The following is a 15680-nucleotide window of genomic DNA, read 5'->3' as shown; positions in this document are numbered from 1 at the left end:
CCTCTATTGCGTGCGCAACGACCACCAAGGGCTGACCAGGCCTGTGGTGATCCGCTTGACCATCCCTTCAACCTCCCGGCTCTTGACCGAGCGATAGATGGCCATGGTGCGCCGCAACTGGTCTTCGCTGAGCGTCACCGGCTGGCCGGCGGCCCAATCCACATCCGCCACCGCCTCGAGCCTCACACGGTGCCAGACGATCCCTTCTGGCCCGGTGACGGATTCCAGGGCACTGGGCAGGTCGGCTTCCGGGTGTGCCAGGTTATCCAGCAATACCTGGGGCCAATGGGAAGGGTCCACCGGCTCGCTGAAGGCATCCACCAGATCGTCTTCCACGGTGTCCCAGATCGCCAAGCCGTCGGACCACTCGCGGGACATCAACCCCAGGTAGGGACGCCAGGTCAGTTCGCCGACGCGGGGTATTTGATCGTTGCCGTTAAAGGAGTCCTGGGCGTCGCTGAGCCAGTTGATGAAGCCTTCCCGTGTCATGGCCGCCCGCAACTGCGAGACGTCGGGATAACGCCCGCTCAATACTCTGCCCCAATAGTCATGGTGGCGGCCCAGGAAGCTCGCGAAAGGCACCCTTTGCGGCTCGAGGCGGGCACGTTGAACCGCCTGGAACATCAGGAAATGCGCCTCCAGTTCGGGGACGTCCGGCGGTTGCCTGTCCAGCACGCGGGCCTGCAAGCGTGTGCGCAGTTGAGCCAATTGCTGGTCGAAATCCGCAACCCGTGCCGAGAGGTCGGCATAGATGTCCGGGAAACCGGTGTAGTACTGCAGGATGCTGGTCGCCCTTTGTCGATCGCCGGCGGCCAACCCGCCCGACACATCGGCATCGGCGTCACGGATGAGGCCGGAGTACCAATCGATGAAACGCCGCCCGCCGGCATCGTCGCGGGCCACTTCCAACGCCCGCTGGAGTTCGTTGAAGGGATCAAGCCAGTCGTCGACGGTGTAGCGAAAAGCCTGGGGGTCCACGGCCCGCAGGATTCGGATCTGGGCGCTGGGCAGTGGATTATCTTCGAGCCAAAGCCCAAGGGTATTCCCCGTTGGCAGGTTGCCCAGCGCCGGGATCAAGTCACCCTGAATGTCAGTGATGCGATTGCCCTTGAGGTCGATGAAGATTGGCTCGGATGATGTTTTCGAGAGCAACCGCAATGCCAGCGCGGGAACGCGTTCAAGCCCGGCGTTGGCCAGCTCCAGCGCCTCCAAGGACACCAGTTCGGGGAGGTCCGGTAAATCGCGACAGTTGTTACCGCTCAGCCGTAAATCCCTGACGGTCGTGGCGCTACGCAGGAATGCACTGCCCTCTTCATCCAGGCGCAGGCCACAGCGAGCCAGGTCCAGGGTGCGCAATCCCGGTAAAGCGGTGATGGCCTGCAATTCCTCGGGGGTGAAATGCAAGTTGTCGGACCATACCAGTTCCCGTAGCGAGGGCAGCTCCGCCAAGCGACCGATGGCCACGGCTCGGTCGGCACCGGGTACGGTCCCGCCGCTCACCTCGGACAGGTTCAGTTCCTCCAGACGAGGAGCACGGTCGGCGCCCAGCAAGGGGGCGAATACCTCCGCGTCCAGGTTGAGTGGATTCCTGCCCAATGACAGCTCCAGCAGGTTGCGAAACTCGCCGGCCGCCGCTGGCACGGTAGTGAGATTATTGCCGTGCAGGCGCAGCGTCTCGATATTGGGAAACAGCCGCAGGAAATCCGAGGGGTCTTCACTCAAGCCCATGTGCGCCAACATCAGCTCTTCGATATGGTCGAAACGCGCGCTGAGGGGCGGAAGCCGGCCGATGTCCCACCCCGATAGACGCAATATCAGCTCGCTATCTTCCCGGTCCGGATCGGGTTCACGTCGCCAGGCCCGGCGGATTTCCCTCGTCACCTCCCTGCGCACCGAAATCAGTTCATCACGGTTGTAACGGCCCTCGTTAGGGTGATGAAGGCCCTCCTCAACCTCCCATTGGCGCAGCCCTTCATCCAGGGTTGCCCATTCAGTCGTCAACCGGCCAACCAGGTCATCGAGACTGATGCCTTCACGCTCGGCCTGCTCGGTCAAGCTGCGTTGCAACCCCTCGAAGGCGGCTCCGGTATGGTGGGGATACAGCCGTTCAAGGCGCCCTTGGAGGGTGCCAAGCCAGCGCCGCAACGGCAGTCGGCCACGGCCGCTCATGGGATAACCAAAGTATCCGTTCAGCCACTGCGGCCCCTCATTCATGTTGTCGAAGCGCTTGAGTCGCAGGTACGGACGCAGACTCTGTCGATCATCCAGGGCTTGCTCAAGAAGGGCCTCACGCAGCTTGGCTGCGTCCCAGATATTCAGGCCCAAGGCATTGCGTGCTTCGTCCGGCATCGCCCTGAGCAACGCTTCTTCCAGGCTCGAAGGCCCGGCCAGTTCGTTATCCGCTTCGTCAAAAGGACGGTATTGGCCGTCCTCCTGGCGAATGAGTTTCAAAGGTCCTGCCTCTCCCACCGTGAGCGGGCCTTGCTGCTCGGGCGAGGACAGACGCAGGTGCAGCCGACCGTGTAATCGCGCAGTGTCGCCAAGCAACCCCATGACCATGGCGTCCCGGTCGGCGCTGCTTTCGCCGCGCTCCAGGGCGCGCAAGGCACGGGTCAGGCGCAGCTCGCTCAGGGCTTCTACACATTGCTTGCCCAGGCGCCCGGTCACCCGGCCTTCAAGCAGGCGCAGCCGGTCCTGGCCTCGAGCCTGGCTGGCCAGTTCGTTGGCCAAGGACTCCGGCAGGCCCGGGAAAGCACGCGCCACGGGAACGGCCTGCGGATCGAGCACTGCGGGCCGGGCCAGGGCAGCGCTCACTTGCGTCCCATGGCGTTCCAGGTAGTCGGACCAGCGCCCGGCCAACAACCGGCTGCGCTCCACCGGGCGCAGTCCGAGGGGGCTTTGCCCCAGCAGCGTGCGCTGTTCATTCAGGCTCAATCCGGCCAGGATGCGATCCGCCCAGGCGTCTTGCTCCAGGTCTGCGTCGTGTACGTCGAGCACGCGCGTAGCGGCTGTGTCACCGGTGACGTGAGCCTGCCCGCCGTCGTGATAACGCAGCCTCAGCTCGCTTGGCCAACCCGGCAAATCCACAAGGGTGTGGGCGATTTGCACAGGCACATGCCCGGGCGCTTCATCACGCCGCAGACGGCCAATGGTCTGCTGCACCTTTTGCCAGTTGCGCGCTTCACTCAGGGCGTCGGCGAATAGCGCCGGCAGCGGCTGTCCTTCCACTTGCAGGTAACGCAGGTGCGCCTCACTGATGCCGGCCTGTCGCTGCAAGGCAAGGATCGTCTTGTCGTCCAGCTCGCCTGGCGTTTCGGCAAAGTCGCGCAGCAGTTCCAGGTTGCTGCGCTGCAATGGGTTGCGGTGCGCCCAGCGCCAGCCGCGAGCACGGCTCCATTCCAGCAGAGGCGTCACGCCTCGATGGCCGGCGGGCAGGCGCAAGCCCAAGGCGTCGGCAGTCCCTTGCACCTCGAAATACTGGCCCTCGACCTGCACCCACGCCTGGTCGGCCGTGCGCCAAACACCCCAGGCGTCCTGTTCGGCCACCAAGGGGGGGCGCTGCCGGGCCTGGAACGGCGTGACATCGCCATTCCACAGGCGTGTCGTACCGTCACTCAGCGGCATGGGTTCAACGGCCCCGCCGATAAAACCCAGATAGGCACCTTGAGCGATCCCAAACAAGACGTTGAAGATATGGTCGATGCCTTCCTGGGCGTGGCCTTCGTTGAATGCCTGGATACCTTCGAAGAACTCATACACCAGGCGTACCCCGCCCACCGCCGCTGCGGCCATGCCAATCGGTGCGCAAAACGGGATGAAACTGACGGCGAGCATCAGCGAACGCTCCGCGAGGCTTTCCCAATACTCGAAGCGTGCCAGCAGCGCCTGCCAGTCCTGGTCCTTGGTGGGGACCATCAGCGTCGAGGCATTGGCCAGGATATGGGTGCGCCATTCGTGATAGCGATCGTCCCATTGATTTTTGCGCACATCGCCAAGACTCCAGGGCACGTGGGGCGTCGGCACCCGGATACGCCTGGGGTTGCCACCCTCGCCCAGCTCCCCTTCTCGCCAGCCGGTCACACGCGCATGGATTTCCTGGAACAGATTGAGGTTGTCCTTTATCTCCCATTCCACCTGATCATGCAGGGCATCGCCCAGTTGGGCTTGCAGGCGCAACGGGAGGTAACGCATCAGGCTCTGGCGATAACTGCGCTTGCGCAATCGTTCGGCCAGCTGTGCTGCCATGGCCTGCAGGCTGGGGAATTGCTTGACGGGCGCCACCACGTCATGGGGCAAGTGCAAGACCACCGGGCGTACGCCCTGGGCGTTCCCTGCCACCCCCCAGTAGACCCGAGCACCGAACAACGGCACAGACAGCACTTCCAGTGCCTTGATCTCGCAAGCCAGAGGCTCCACGGGCCGATCTTCGAGCTGCACACCGACATAGGCCAGCAAACGCTCACCGGTCTCATCCAGGCGCCCATCCAGCTTCGCCTCGTAGGCGTCGTAGGCCAGCTGACTGCGTGCATAGGCCATGTAAGCCTTGGCAACGGCGGGAACCTCAGCGCCGATATGCGGCAGCCGCTGTGCGAGCAAACGCTGGTAAGCGCCACCCGCGTCCATGCTTCGACACAGAAGGGCGAAACTGGCCGGGGTCATGGGCAGCGGCAGGGTCGCTGACGGAGCGCCCCAGCGATGGAACTCCCCGGGCTGGCCCTTGATGAACAGCTCGCCTTTCTTGTCGAACTCGCTGCCGACGGCGGCATCGGCGGGAGGGTAATTGCGCATGGCCGCTTCGACCACCGACAACGAGGTGCCGAAGGCATCGCGCTTGATCCGCGCCCGACGTACCGCCTCCACGACGCCGCCCTTGCCCTTCACCGGTCCCCAGGCCTGCACGGGCGGCTGAGCCAGCAGCAGGTCGCGCGTAAAGGTATCGGGGGCCGGCAAGTCGACCATCAGCGCATTGAGGGTGTCGCTGTCGCGTTGCAATTGCTGGGTCAGGACCTTGAACCGTTTCTGGTGGGCTCGCGAGGCGCGTTTCAACCAGATGGGCAGCCTGGCGTGGATGAACTCGACATGGGTCTCGAGTGTGGACATGTTGGACCTCCTTCCTTGGGGGCGATTGAATGCGTTGAGGTGGCCGATGCTCTCCAAACTGATTTTTTTTTGAAACCGCGCAACCGTTGCAAGGGGTTGCGGGCGTCAGCGCAGCAAGCGAATCGGTGCTACCTTCGCGCCGCGGCCTGGGTGCGTAGCAGGTCAATGAACAGTCCCAGCTCCCGGTTCACCGGCTCACCCTTGCGCCGCAACATGCCAAACGGCGCCAGTTGTACGTCCAGTGCCACTGGCAGCGCCACCACCAGGCCCATTTTCAGGTAATCGCGCAACGCCGTTTCCGAGAGCACCATGATCGCGTCGGTCAGCTGGATCAGCTGCTGCATGGAATACACCGAGCTGCACTCGATGATGTCCGCTGGCATTGGCAACGCCAGGCGTTGCAGCGCCTGATCGAGGCCGATGCGCGCCGGGCTGGTTTCCGGTTGCAGGATCCATGGCCAGTCGCTGACCAGTTCGGCCAGGGCCAGTTTTTTGCGCCGTGCCAGGGGATGGCCGGCGTGGACTACCACCAGCAGTCGTTCATTGCCCAGTTGTTCGAAGTCGTAGTGCTCGCTGTCGGTGGCAGCGTTGCGTCGGGCGATGGCCAGGTCGATGCGACCTTGCTCCAGCAACTGGATCACCTGGTCGCTGGTATCGCCCATGATGCGGATTCGCAGCTGCGGATTGAGCGCCTTGATCCGCGCGATGGAATCCATGACCAAGTCCGGCGCCGCTCCCATGATGGTGCCGATGGACAGGTAACCATAACCGCCCTGTTGGCGCGCCAGCAGATCTTCGGCGCAGCGATCCAGGCCGCTGAGGGCTAACTCGGCGAAGCGGATCAGTTCCTGGCCCAGGGCGGTCGGGCGCATACCCCGGGGCAGGCGCTCGAACAGGTCGCAACCGAACATGTCCTCGATCTCGTGCAGCATCCGGGTCGCCGCCGGTTGCGACATGTTCAGGCTCTGGGATGCCCGGTGCAGGTTCTGGCTGGCGCTCAAGGCCACCAGCATGTGCAAATGTTTGTAGCGCAGGCGGTTGAACAGACTGCGCGACAATACAGGATGAGTCATTGATAGGCCCCTGATTACCGATACCTTCAAGGTATCGGTTGTTAGCGAGATTCGATTTGTAACGCATCAATCGCCCGCCGTACAGTCCAGCCCATAAGAACAAATACCTGCTAAAGGACTCCCGCGATGAAGACTCTTCCTGTGTCTGTACTGGCCAAGATTTCCTGGCGCCTGCTGCCCTTCCTGCTACTGATGTACATCATGGCTTTTCTCGACCGGGCCAACGTTGGCTTCGCCAAACAGGCCTTCCAGGCCGACACCGGTATCGGCGACGCCGCATTCGCGTTTGGTGCGGGCGTGTTCTTCGCCGGTTATGCACTGCTGGAAGTGCCCAGCAACCTGATCCTGCACCGCGTCGGTGCGCGGTTGTGGATGTGCCGGATCATGGTCACCTGGGGGCTGGTGTCGGCGGCCATGGTCTTTGCCCACAACGAAACCAGTTTCTACGTGCTGCGCTTCTTGCTGGGCGTGGCCGAAGCCGGGTTCTTTCCCGGTGTCATCCTCTACCTCACCTATTGGTTCCCCTCGGCGGCCCGGGGCAAGGCCATGGGCTTCTTCTACTTCGGCGCGCCGCTGGCGTTCATCTTTGGCAGCCCGCTGTCGGGCCTGCTGTTGGAGCTGGACGGTTTTGCCGGTGTTCACGGCTGGCAGTGGTTGTTCGCCGTTGAAGGCCTGATGGCCTCGGCTGTGGGCATCTGGGCCTATTGGTACCTGGACAACCGCCCCGCCGATGCCAAATGGCTGACGGTCGAGGAACGCCGGCAGGTCCAGGCGCTGCTCGATGCCGAGGACCTGCACAAACAATCCCACGGCCGCAGCCTGCTCAGCGTGCTGTGCCAACCTTCGGTGTTGTACCTGTGCCTGATTTATCTGCTGATCCAGGCCAGCGTCTATGGCGTGGTGTTTTACCTGCCGACCCAGGTCGGCGGTCTGTTGGGCAGCAAGGTCGGGTTGATGGTGGGGCTGGTCACGGCCATTCCATGGATCTGCGCGCTGTGCGCGGCCTACCTGATTCCCGGTTACAGCGACCGCACCGGCCAGCGCCGCCGTACCGCCGCGTTGACCCTGCTGATGGCGGCCGCCGGAATCGCCTGCTCGGTGAGCGTTTCCAGCCCATTGCTGGGAATCATCGCCCTGTGCTTCGCCGCTTCCGGCTTCATCGCCGTGCAGCCGGTGTTCTGGACCTTTCCATCCAGCTACCTGGCCGGCAGCGCGGCAGCAGCGGGCATCGCGTTGATCAACTCCTTTGGCGCCCTCGGCGGCTTTATCGCCCCGGTGCTGAAGAATTGGGCCGAAGGCGCCTTCCACTCTCCCGCCGCAGGCCTCTACCTGCTCTCCGTTACCACCGTTATCGCCGCGTTGCTGGTGCTGGGTATCCACTCGCCCGGCCAACGCGCTTCGAAGACGCCCGCCACTGTTTAACTCAAGGAGCTGCACATATGGGTATTCCCACAATCAAACACGTTCGCGCCTTCGTGCTTCGAGGCGGCGGCGCGGACTATCACGACCAAGCCGACGGCCACTGGATCGACGATCACATCGCCACGCCCATGAGCAAGTACCCGGACTATCGCCAGAGCCGCCGCAGTTTCGGCATCAATGTGCTCGGCACCCTGGTGGTGGAAATCGAAGCCAGCGATGGCACCGTCGGGTTCGCCGTGACCACCGGTGGCGAGCCCGCGGCCTACATCGTTGAAAAGCACCTGGCACGATTCGTCGAAGGCGCCCGGGTGACCGACATCGAGAAGATCTGGGACCAGATGTACCAGTCCACGCTCTACTACGGCCGCAAGGGCCTGGTGATCAACACGATTTCCGGCGTGGACCTGGCGCTCTGGGACTTGCTCGGCAAGATCCGCCAAGAGCCGGTGCATCAATTGCTCGGCGGCGCGGTGCGTGACGAATTGCAGTTCTATGCCACCGGCGCGCGGCCGGACCTGGCGCAGAAAATGGGTTTCATCGGCGGCAAGATGCCTTTGCATCACGGCCCGGCCGAAGGCGAGGAAGGCTTGCGCAAGAATCTCGAAGCCCTGGCAACCATGCGCGAGCGGGTCGGCCCCGATTTCTGGCTGATGCTCGATTGCTGGATGAGCCTGGACCTCAACTACGCCACCAAACTTGCGGTCGGCGCCCACGAGCACGGTTTGAAGTGGATCGAAGAGGCGTTGCCGCCCGACGACTACTGGGGCTACGCCGCGCTGCGCAACAACGTGCCCAAGGGCATGCTGGTGACCACCGGTGAGCATGAGGCCACCCGTTGGGGCTTTCGCATGCTGCTGGAGATGGGTTGCTGCGACATCATCCAGCCGGACGTTGGCTGGTGCGGCGGCCTCACCGAACTAGTGAAGATCTCGGCCCTGGCCGACGCCCACAACGCGCTGGTAATCCCCCACGGCTCCTCGGTCTACAGCTATCACTTCGTCGCCACCCGGCATAACAGCCCATTCGCCGAGTTCCTGATGATGGCACCCAAGGCCGACGAAGTGGTGCCGATGTTCCACCCGCAACTGCTGGGTGAACCGGTGCCGGTGGAAGGCCGCATGCGCCTGTCGGTCCTTGACCAGCCTGGCTTCGGCGTGACGCTCAATCCGGATTGCCAGTTGCACCGACCTTATCACCGCGAAAGGAGCACGCCATGAACATGCCCCGCAACGCCTTCAAGGCCGCGCTCACCTCAACACAGCCCCAGTACGGTATCTGGGCCGGTTTCGCCACCGGCTATGCCGCCGAGATCATCGCCGGCACCGGTTACGACTGGATGCTGATCGATGGCGAACACGCGCCCAACACCGTACCCAGCATACTCGGCCAGCTCCAGGCCGTGGCGCCCTATGCCACCGCGCCGGTGGTGCGGGCGGTGACTGGTGACGCCAACCTGATCAAGCAGTTGCTGGATGTCGGCGCCCAGACCCTGATGATTCCCATGGTCGAAACCGCCGAACAGGCCCAGGCCCTGGTACGCGCCATGCGTTATCCGCCCCATGGCATTCGTGGCGTGGGCGGCGGCCTGACCCGCGCCACTCGTTGGGACGGTGTGGCGAACTACCTCACCACCGCCCATGAAGAACTGTGCCTGATCGTCCAGGTGGAATCGCGCACGGGCGTGGAAAACGTCGAAGCCATCGCTGCCGTCGAGGGCGTGGACGCGGTGTTCATCGGCCCCGCCGACCTGTCCATCGGTCTCGGCCATGCAGGCAACCCGGGACATCCCGAGGTACAGGAGCGCATCCGGCACGCGGTCGACGCCACCCTCGCGACGGGCAAGGCCTGCGGCATCCTGGCGCCCAACGAAGCCGATGCGCGTCGTTATCAGGCTTGGGGCTGCCAGTTCATTGCGGTGGCCATCGACATCAGCCTGCTGCGCCAGAGCGCCCAGGCTACCCTCGCCCGCTATCGCGAACCTGCCACCGTCCAAGCGCCGTCGCGCACTTACTAAAAGGAGCCTGCCATGTCATCCGTTCCTGTGTTCCAGAACTTCATCAACGGCCAGTTCACCCACAGCGAAGCACACCTGGACGTGTACAACCCGGCCACCGGTGCATTGCTGTCCCGGGGCCCGGCCTCCACCGCCGCCGATGTCGATCAGGCCTTGGCTGCCGCCCGCGCCGCGCAGAAAGCCTGGTCGGCCAAACCGGCCATCGAACGCGCCGGTCACCTGCGACGCATCGCCGGCAAACTGCGGGAGAACGTTGCGCACCTGGCGCGCACCATCACCCTGGAACAAGGCAAGACCAGCGCCCTGGCCGCAGTGGAGGTGAACTTCACCGCTGACTACCTCGACTACATGGCCGAGTGGGCCCGGCGCATCGAAGGCGAAATCATCACCAGCGACCGCCCCGGGGAAAACATCTTCCTGTTCCGCAAGCCCCTGGGTGTGGTGGCCGGCATCCTGCCGTGGAATTTTCCGTTTTTCCTGATCGCTCGCAAAATGGCCCCGGCCCTGCTGACCGGCAACACCATTGTCATCAAGCCCAGCGAAGAAACCCCGAACAACTGCTTCGAATTCGCCCGGTTGGTGGCCGAAACCGACTTGCCGCCCGGCGTGTTCAACGTGGTGTGTGGCGACGGCCAGGTGGGCGCGGCCTTGAGTGGTCACAAAGGCGTGGACATGATCAGCTTTACCGGCAGCGTTGATACCGGCTCGCGGATCATGACGGCGTCGGCGCCGAACATTACCAAGCTCAACCTGGAACTGGGCGGCAAGGCCCCGGCCATTGTGCTGGCGGACGCTGACCTGGCGTTGGCGGTCAAGGCGATTCGCGACTCACGGATCATCAACACCGGTCAGGTCTGCAACTGTGCCGAGCGGGTCTACGTGGAGCGCAAGGTCGCCGATCAGTTCATCGAACGCATCAGCGCGGCCATGTCCGCCACCCGTTACGGCGACCCGCTGGCCGAGCCCGATATCGAGATGGGCCCCTTGATCAACCGCCATGGCCTGGACAGCGTCGAGCGCAAAGTGAGAACCGCCCTGCAGCAAGGTGCCAGCCTGATCAGCGGAGGTCGCGTGGCAGACCGCCCCGACGGTTTCCACTTCCAACCCACCGTGCTGGCCGGTTGTAACGCCTCGATGCAGATCATGCGCGAGGAAATTTTCGGTCCGGTACTGCCCATCCAGATCATCGACGACCTGGACGAAGCGATCGCCCTGGCCAACGACTGCGACTATGGCCTGACCTCTTCGATCTACACCCGAGACCTGGGTCGCGCCATGCACGCCATTCGAGGCCTGGACTTTGGCGAAACCTACGTCAACCGCGAAAATTTCGAAGCCATGCAGGGGTTCCATGCCGGGGTACGCAAGTCCGGGGTGGGCGGGGCTGATGGCAAGCATGGCTTGTATGAATACACCCATACCCATGCGGTGTACTTGCAAAGCTGACCGGCGATAGAGCCAGATGGGCCGGGATACCCATTGTGGCGAGGGAGCTTGCTCCCGCTGGGCTGCGAAGCAGCCCCCGCTCAATCAACCTGATTCACCGCGTCGCCAGGTTTCAGGGCCGCTTCGCGCCCCAGCGGGAGCAAGCTCCCTCGCCACAATGGTTCTTTCCGATCCCTCAGACCACCAACGTCGCCCATGCCGACACCAGCAGCAACACCGCCATGGTCCGATTGAACCGGCTCATGGCTACGGCGGAACGGCAGAACCGGGCCGCGCCGAGGCCCAGATAAGCCCACGCGGTCATGCACGGGATGGAAATCGCGAAAAACGCCAGGGACAGCCAGAGCACCCGCACGGTACGGTCAGCCTCGGCGCCGGCAAACACGCTGACCACCGCCAGCGCCATCATCCAGGTCTTGGGATTCACCAACTGCAACCCGGCCGCTCCCGCCAGGCCCAGTCGCGGGCCTTCGGCGGGCCGGTCCGGGTCAATGGCCTGGGCCGGCGCGCTGAAAATCTGCCAGGCCATCCAGCTCAACCAGGCAATGCCGGCCCATGAGAGCAATGTTTGAATCGTGGCATGACGCGCCAGCACGTCCCCCAATCCGGTGCCGACCAGGAGCACCAACAAGGCTGCCGCCGCGCACGCGCCGAGGATGATCGGCACAGTGGTTGCCAGGCCGAAACGCGAGCTATGGCTCAACACCAGGATATTGGTCGGGCCCGGGGTGATGGAGGCGACAAAGGCGAACAAGGCAAACGGCAGTAACTGGTCCATGGAGCAACTTCTCGGTGAATGATCGATCGCCTGATCATCCCGATGAAGCCATGGTCAGTCTGGAACAATTGAGCAGCGCTTGCGGTAGTCCGCCGGGCTCAGGCGATAGGCGCGCTGGAACCAGCGGCCCAAGTGACTTTGATCGGCAAAACCGAGCATGGCCGCCACCGCCACGGCACTCTCGCCACGCGCCAGCAGGCGCCGGGCGCGGGCCAGGCGCAACTGGATCAGATAAGCATGGGGCGCCAGGCCGAATGCCGCCTTGAACGCACGGGTCAGGCGGAAACGATCCACGCCGGTGACCTGCGCCAAGTCATCCAGCCCGATGTCTTCGCTCAGGTGACTGTGCAGATAATCCCGGGCCTGCTGCGCCACCAATGGCAGCCGTGGATCCGGGTTGATCCGCGCCCGCCAGTGCAGATGTTGGGTCAGGTTGGCCAACAGCGTATCGAGGGCCGTCTGGCGCACGATGCGGATCTCCTGCTCGTGCAGGCTCTGGAAGGCCATGGCCGTGGCACTCGCCAGCCGCGCATCGTCCGTCAGGGTGGCGGCAAACCCCAACTGGGCGTTGTCCGGCGCCACGTCGAACAAGGAACGCAATTCGCGCTCCAGCCATTGAGGCTCCAGGTACAACGTGCGGTAGGTAAACCCGTGGTCGTGGGGGGCATTGCCGTCATGCAGCTCGCCGGGCTCGAGCAGGAACACTTTGCCCGGCGTACTGTTGTGCTGCTGGCGGCGGCAATGAAACTGCTGCACGCCCTGCTCGGTCACGCCCACCAGATAGGTGTCATGCCAGTGGGGATCATAGGCATGCCCCTCGAAATGCGCGCGCACGGTCTCGATACCGGACGTGGCGTCCTGCTTGAGATCGATCCAGTTGCGCGCTGTCATGCCCTATCCCGCTTGGTGAATGTGCTCTTGGCAGATTAACGGCTGATGAGGAGAGTGTCTGGAAGATTTGTGCAAACCTTGTGGCGTTCGGGTTTGCTCACGATGGTGTTCGGTCTGTAGATGCGTCTGTAACCGACCCACCGCTATCACGAGCAAGCTCGCTCCCACAGGTTTATAGCCATCTCAGGAATCCGGAGTAATCACCGGCAACACCGTCTCTACCGCCAAGCGAGCCAATTCAGCATCCTGCTCAGCCTTGACCCCAGAAACCCCGATGGCACCGATGCACTGGCCGTCATGGTGAATGCTCACCCCACCTTCAAGCATGCCCTGCACGTGCGGAGCGCTGAGAAACGCGTAACGACCACCATTGATCATGTCTTCGAAAACCTTGCTATCACGCCGCCCCATGGCGGCCGTGCGGGCTTTTTCGGTAGCGATATAGGCCGACAACGGCGAGGCATCGTCCAGGCGCAGCAGCCCCAACGGGTGGCCTCCGTCGTCTACCACACAGATCGACACCGCCCATTCCCGCTGGTGCGCCAGATCTTTGGCCGCTACCAGCAACATGGCAACGTCTTGTTCAGTGAGTGCCGCTTTGGTTTTCATGGATCACTCCGTGTTGTGCCACAGCAGGCCCGCGAGACAATCAGGCGCCCGCCCAGCAAGCCGAGGAATATTTCCTTCTGCGAACCATAGCGCACATCCAGCGGCTCATTGAAGCCCGGGCCCGGTGGCTTAGCGCGGGTGACACGAACATCCATTTCGCCACAATGGATCCACCACCATAACCAATTGTCCGCAAACACAGCAAAAACGTTGACAACGAAATTAGTTAAGAGAGTTAATGGATCCACAGACAAGAACAACATCCGCCTGGAGATCCCTCATGTACCCCAAAAATGCCTGGTACGTTGCCTGCACCCCCGATGAAATCGCCGACAAGCCCCTGGGTCGCCAGATCTGTGGTGAGAAGATGGTTTTTTACCGGGGGCATGAAGGCAAGGTCGCGGCGGTGGAAGACTTCTGCCCCCATCGCGGCGCCCCGCTCTCCTTGGGGTATGTCGAAAACGGCAACCTGGTGTGCGGCTATCACGGCTTGGTGATGGGCTGCGACGGCAAGACCGTCGAGATGCCGGGGCAACGGGTGCGAGGCTTCCCTTGCAACAAGACTTTTGCAGTACAGGAACGGCATGGGTTCATCTGGGTCTGGCCCGGAGACCAGGCGCAGGCCGACCCGGCGCTGATCCATCATCTGGAATGGGCTGAAAGCGATGAATGGGCCTACGGCGGCGGCCTGTTCCATATCCACTGCGACTATCGCCTGATGATCGACAACCTGATGGACCTGACCCACGAAACCTACGTCCACGCCTCGAGCATCGGCCAGAAGGAAATCGACGAGGCGCCGCCAGTGACCACGGTCGATGGCGATGAAGTGGTCACCGCCCGGCACATGGAAAACATCATGGCCCCGCCGTTCTGGCGCATGGCCTTGCGCGGCAACAATCTGGCCGATGACGTGCCGGTGGATCGCTGGCAGATCTGCCGTTTCACCCCGCCCAGCCATGTGCTGATCGAAGTCGGCGTGGCCCATGCCGGCAACGGCGGTTATCACGCCGCACCGCAATTCAAGGCGTCGAGCATCGTGGTGGATTTCATTACGCCGGAAACCGAGACGTCGATCTGGTACTTCTGGGGCATGGCCCGGCACTTCCAGCCGCAGGATGAAGCCCTCACCGCGTCCATTCGCGAAGGCCAAGGCAAGATTTTCAGCGAAGACCTGGAAATGCTCGAACGCCAACAGCGCAACCTGCTGGACCATCCGCAACGCAACTTACTCAAACTCAACATCGACGCAGGCGGCGTACAGTCCCGCCGGGTGCTGGAGCGCTGGATCGCACGGGAACGGGAAACACAGGCCGGGTTGATCGCCAGCAGCCATCAACCACAACGGGTGGAGCAACGGCCATGATCGAAGTCCAGGTCGTGGCGCGACACAACGAAGCCCTCGATATCTGCAGCTACGAATTGACGCGTGTCGATGGCGAGCCGCTGCCGGCCTTCACCGCCGGCGCCCATATCGATGTGCACTTGCCCGGCGGCCTGATCCGCCAGTACTCGCTGTGCAACCATCCCCAGGAGCGGCACCGCTACCTCATCGGCGTGCTCAAGGATCCGGCGTCCCGCGGTGGTTCGCGCAGCCTGCATGAGTTGATCCAGCCAGGCATGCGTTTGCACATCAGCGAGCCGCGTAACCTGTTCGCTCTCGCCCCGCAAGCCCGGCGCAGCCTGTTGTTTGCCGGCGGCATCGGCATTACGCCGATCCTGTGCATGGCCGAGCATCTGGCCCAGAGCGGTGCCGCGTTCGAGCTGCATTACTGCGCCCGCGCCCGGGACCGCGCGGCCTTTGTCGAGCGCCTGCGCCAGGCGCCTTATGCCGACCGGGTATTCCTGCATTTCGATGAAGAACCGGAAACCCTGCTGGACGCCGCCAGGGTGCTGGCCGCGCCGAGTGACGATGTGCATCTCTACGTCTGCGGCCCCGGCGGGTTCATGCAACACGTCCTCGACACCGCCAAAAGCCAGGGCTGGCAGGAAGCCTGCCTGCACCGCGAATACTTTGCCGCCGCCCCTACCGACACCCGTGCCGATGGCAGTTTTTCGGTCAAGCTGGCCCGCAGCGGCCAAGTGTTCGACGTGCCGGCGGACTGCAGTGTGGTGCAGGCGCTGGAGCGCCATGGCATCGAGATCCCGATCTCGTGCGAACAAGGGGTCTGCGGCACCTGCCTGACCCGCGTGCTGGAAGGTGTACCAGAGCATCGGGACATGTTCCTGACCGAGGCTGAACAGGCCTGCAACGACCAGTTCACGCCGTGCTGCTCCAGGTCGAAAACCCCGGTGCTGGTGCTGGATCTCTGACAACCACCGGAAAACAGGCACCCCAAATCCCGTG

General features: G+C 63.2%; 11 protein-coding genes. 6 read left to right on the top strand and 5 right to left on the bottom strand.

Features of this window, described 5'->3' with window-relative positions; genetic code table 11:
- Positions 1-3: 3 nt before the first annotated feature.
- On the bottom strand, positions 4-5100 hold the full coding sequence (locus tag BLU76_RS20995; RefSeq protein WP_092224212.1) for a dermonecrotic toxin domain-containing protein: 5097 nt from the start codon (positions 5098-5100) through the stop codon (positions 4-6).
- A gap of 128 nt (positions 5101-5228) precedes the next feature.
- The gene (locus BLU76_RS20990) at positions 5229-6173 is read right to left on the bottom strand and encodes a LysR family transcriptional regulator (RefSeq protein WP_063321195.1); all 945 of its coding nucleotides are present in this window, start codon (positions 6171-6173) and stop codon (positions 5229-5231) included.
- Between the two features lie 126 nt (positions 6174-6299).
- On the opposite strand from BLU76_RS20990, the gene BLU76_RS20985 reads away from it, so the two are divergent.
- Genes BLU76_RS20985 through aldA form a run of 4 tightly spaced genes read left to right on the top strand, consistent with a single transcriptional unit; the run spans position 6300 to position 11055 of the window.
- Positions 6300-7595: an MFS transporter gene (locus BLU76_RS20985; protein WP_092143213.1), complete on the top strand. Its 1296-nt coding sequence runs from the start codon at positions 6300-6302 to the stop codon at positions 7593-7595.
- A 17-nt stretch (positions 7596-7612) separates the two neighbouring features.
- Positions 7613-8812, top strand: coding sequence for an L-rhamnonate dehydratase (gene rhmD / locus BLU76_RS20980; protein ID WP_046064328.1), 1200 nt, complete (start codon positions 7613-7615; stop codon positions 8810-8812).
- On the top strand, positions 8809-9609 hold the full coding sequence (locus BLU76_RS20975) for an aldolase/citrate lyase family protein (protein WP_063321192.1): 801 nt from the start codon (positions 8809-8811) through the stop codon (positions 9607-9609). The genes rhmD and BLU76_RS20975 overlap by 4 nt, the downstream gene beginning before the upstream one ends.
- A gap of 12 nt (positions 9610-9621) precedes the next feature.
- Positions 9622-11055, top strand: a complete 1434-nt coding sequence (gene aldA, locus BLU76_RS20970; protein ID WP_092143210.1) for an aldehyde dehydrogenase — start codon at positions 9622-9624, stop codon at positions 11053-11055.
- A gap of 175 nt (positions 11056-11230) precedes the next feature.
- On the opposite strand, the gene BLU76_RS20965 is transcribed toward aldA, so the two are convergent.
- The 3 genes from BLU76_RS20965 to BLU76_RS20955 all read right to left on the bottom strand — a co-directional run bounded on the left by BLU76_RS20965 (position 11231) and on the right by BLU76_RS20955 (position 13333).
- Entirely contained in the window at positions 11231-11833 is a 603-nt protein-coding gene (locus BLU76_RS20965) for a LysE family translocator (RefSeq protein ID WP_092224210.1), read from the bottom strand.
- 54 nt (positions 11834-11887) lie between these two features.
- Positions 11888-12724 carry an AraC family transcriptional regulator gene (locus BLU76_RS20960; protein WP_092143204.1) on the bottom strand — a complete coding sequence of 279 codons (837 nt, stop codon included), beginning with the start codon at positions 12722-12724 and terminating at the stop codon, positions 11888-11890.
- A 183-nt stretch (positions 12725-12907) separates the two neighbouring features.
- Entirely contained in the window at positions 12908-13333 is a 426-nt protein-coding gene (locus tag BLU76_RS20955; protein WP_092143201.1) for a GlcG/HbpS family heme-binding protein, read from the bottom strand.
- 280 nt (positions 13334-13613) lie between these two features.
- On the opposite strand from BLU76_RS20955, the gene BLU76_RS20950 reads away from it, so the two are divergent.
- Both BLU76_RS20950 and BLU76_RS20945 read left to right on the top strand, forming a co-directional pair.
- Entirely contained in the window at positions 13614-14699 is a 1086-nt protein-coding gene (locus BLU76_RS20950; protein WP_092224208.1) for an aromatic ring-hydroxylating oxygenase subunit alpha, read from the top strand.
- On the top strand, positions 14696-15646 hold the full coding sequence (locus BLU76_RS20945) for a PDR/VanB family oxidoreductase (protein WP_092224206.1): 951 nt from the start codon (positions 14696-14698) through the stop codon (positions 15644-15646). The genes BLU76_RS20950 and BLU76_RS20945 overlap by 4 nt, the downstream gene beginning before the upstream one ends.
- Positions 15647-15680: the final 34 nt, after the last annotated feature.

Origin of the sequence: Pseudomonas sp. NFACC08-1 (genome assembly GCF_900106735.1) — a bacterium.
Taxonomy (GTDB): domain Bacteria; phylum Pseudomonadota; class Gammaproteobacteria; order Pseudomonadales; family Pseudomonadaceae; genus Aquipseudomonas; species Aquipseudomonas fluorescens_Q.
This window is presented reverse-complemented; position numbering and strand designations above follow the sequence as displayed.

Coding starts and splice junctions, on each gene's coding strand:
- BLU76_RS20995 (WP_092224212.1), bottom strand. CDS start 5,100: ATGTCCACACTCGAGACCCATGTCGAGTTCATCCACGCCAGGCTGCCC.
- BLU76_RS20990 (WP_063321195.1), bottom strand. CDS start 6,173: ATGACTCATCCTGTATTGTCGCGCAGTCTGTTCAACCGCCTGCGCTAC.
- BLU76_RS20985 (WP_092143213.1), top strand. CDS start 6,300: ATGAAGACTCTTCCTGTGTCTGTACTGGCCAAGATTTCCTGGCGCCTG.
- rhmD (WP_046064328.1), top strand. CDS start 7,613: ATGGGTATTCCCACAATCAAACACGTTCGCGCCTTCGTGCTTCGAGGC.
- BLU76_RS20975 (WP_063321192.1), top strand. CDS start 8,809: ATGAACATGCCCCGCAACGCCTTCAAGGCCGCGCTCACCTCAACACAG.
- aldA (WP_092143210.1), top strand. CDS start 9,622: ATGTCATCCGTTCCTGTGTTCCAGAACTTCATCAACGGCCAGTTCACC.
- BLU76_RS20965 (WP_092224210.1), bottom strand. CDS start 11,833: ATGGACCAGTTACTGCCGTTTGCCTTGTTCGCCTTTGTCGCCTCCATC.
- BLU76_RS20960 (WP_092143204.1), bottom strand. CDS start 12,724: ATGACAGCGCGCAACTGGATCGATCTCAAGCAGGACGCCACGTCCGGT.
- BLU76_RS20955 (WP_092143201.1), bottom strand. CDS start 13,333: ATGAAAACCAAAGCGGCACTCACTGAACAAGACGTTGCCATGTTGCTG.
- BLU76_RS20950 (WP_092224208.1), top strand. CDS start 13,614: ATGTACCCCAAAAATGCCTGGTACGTTGCCTGCACCCCCGATGAAATC.
- BLU76_RS20945 (WP_092224206.1), top strand. CDS start 14,696: ATGATCGAAGTCCAGGTCGTGGCGCGACACAACGAAGCCCTCGATATC.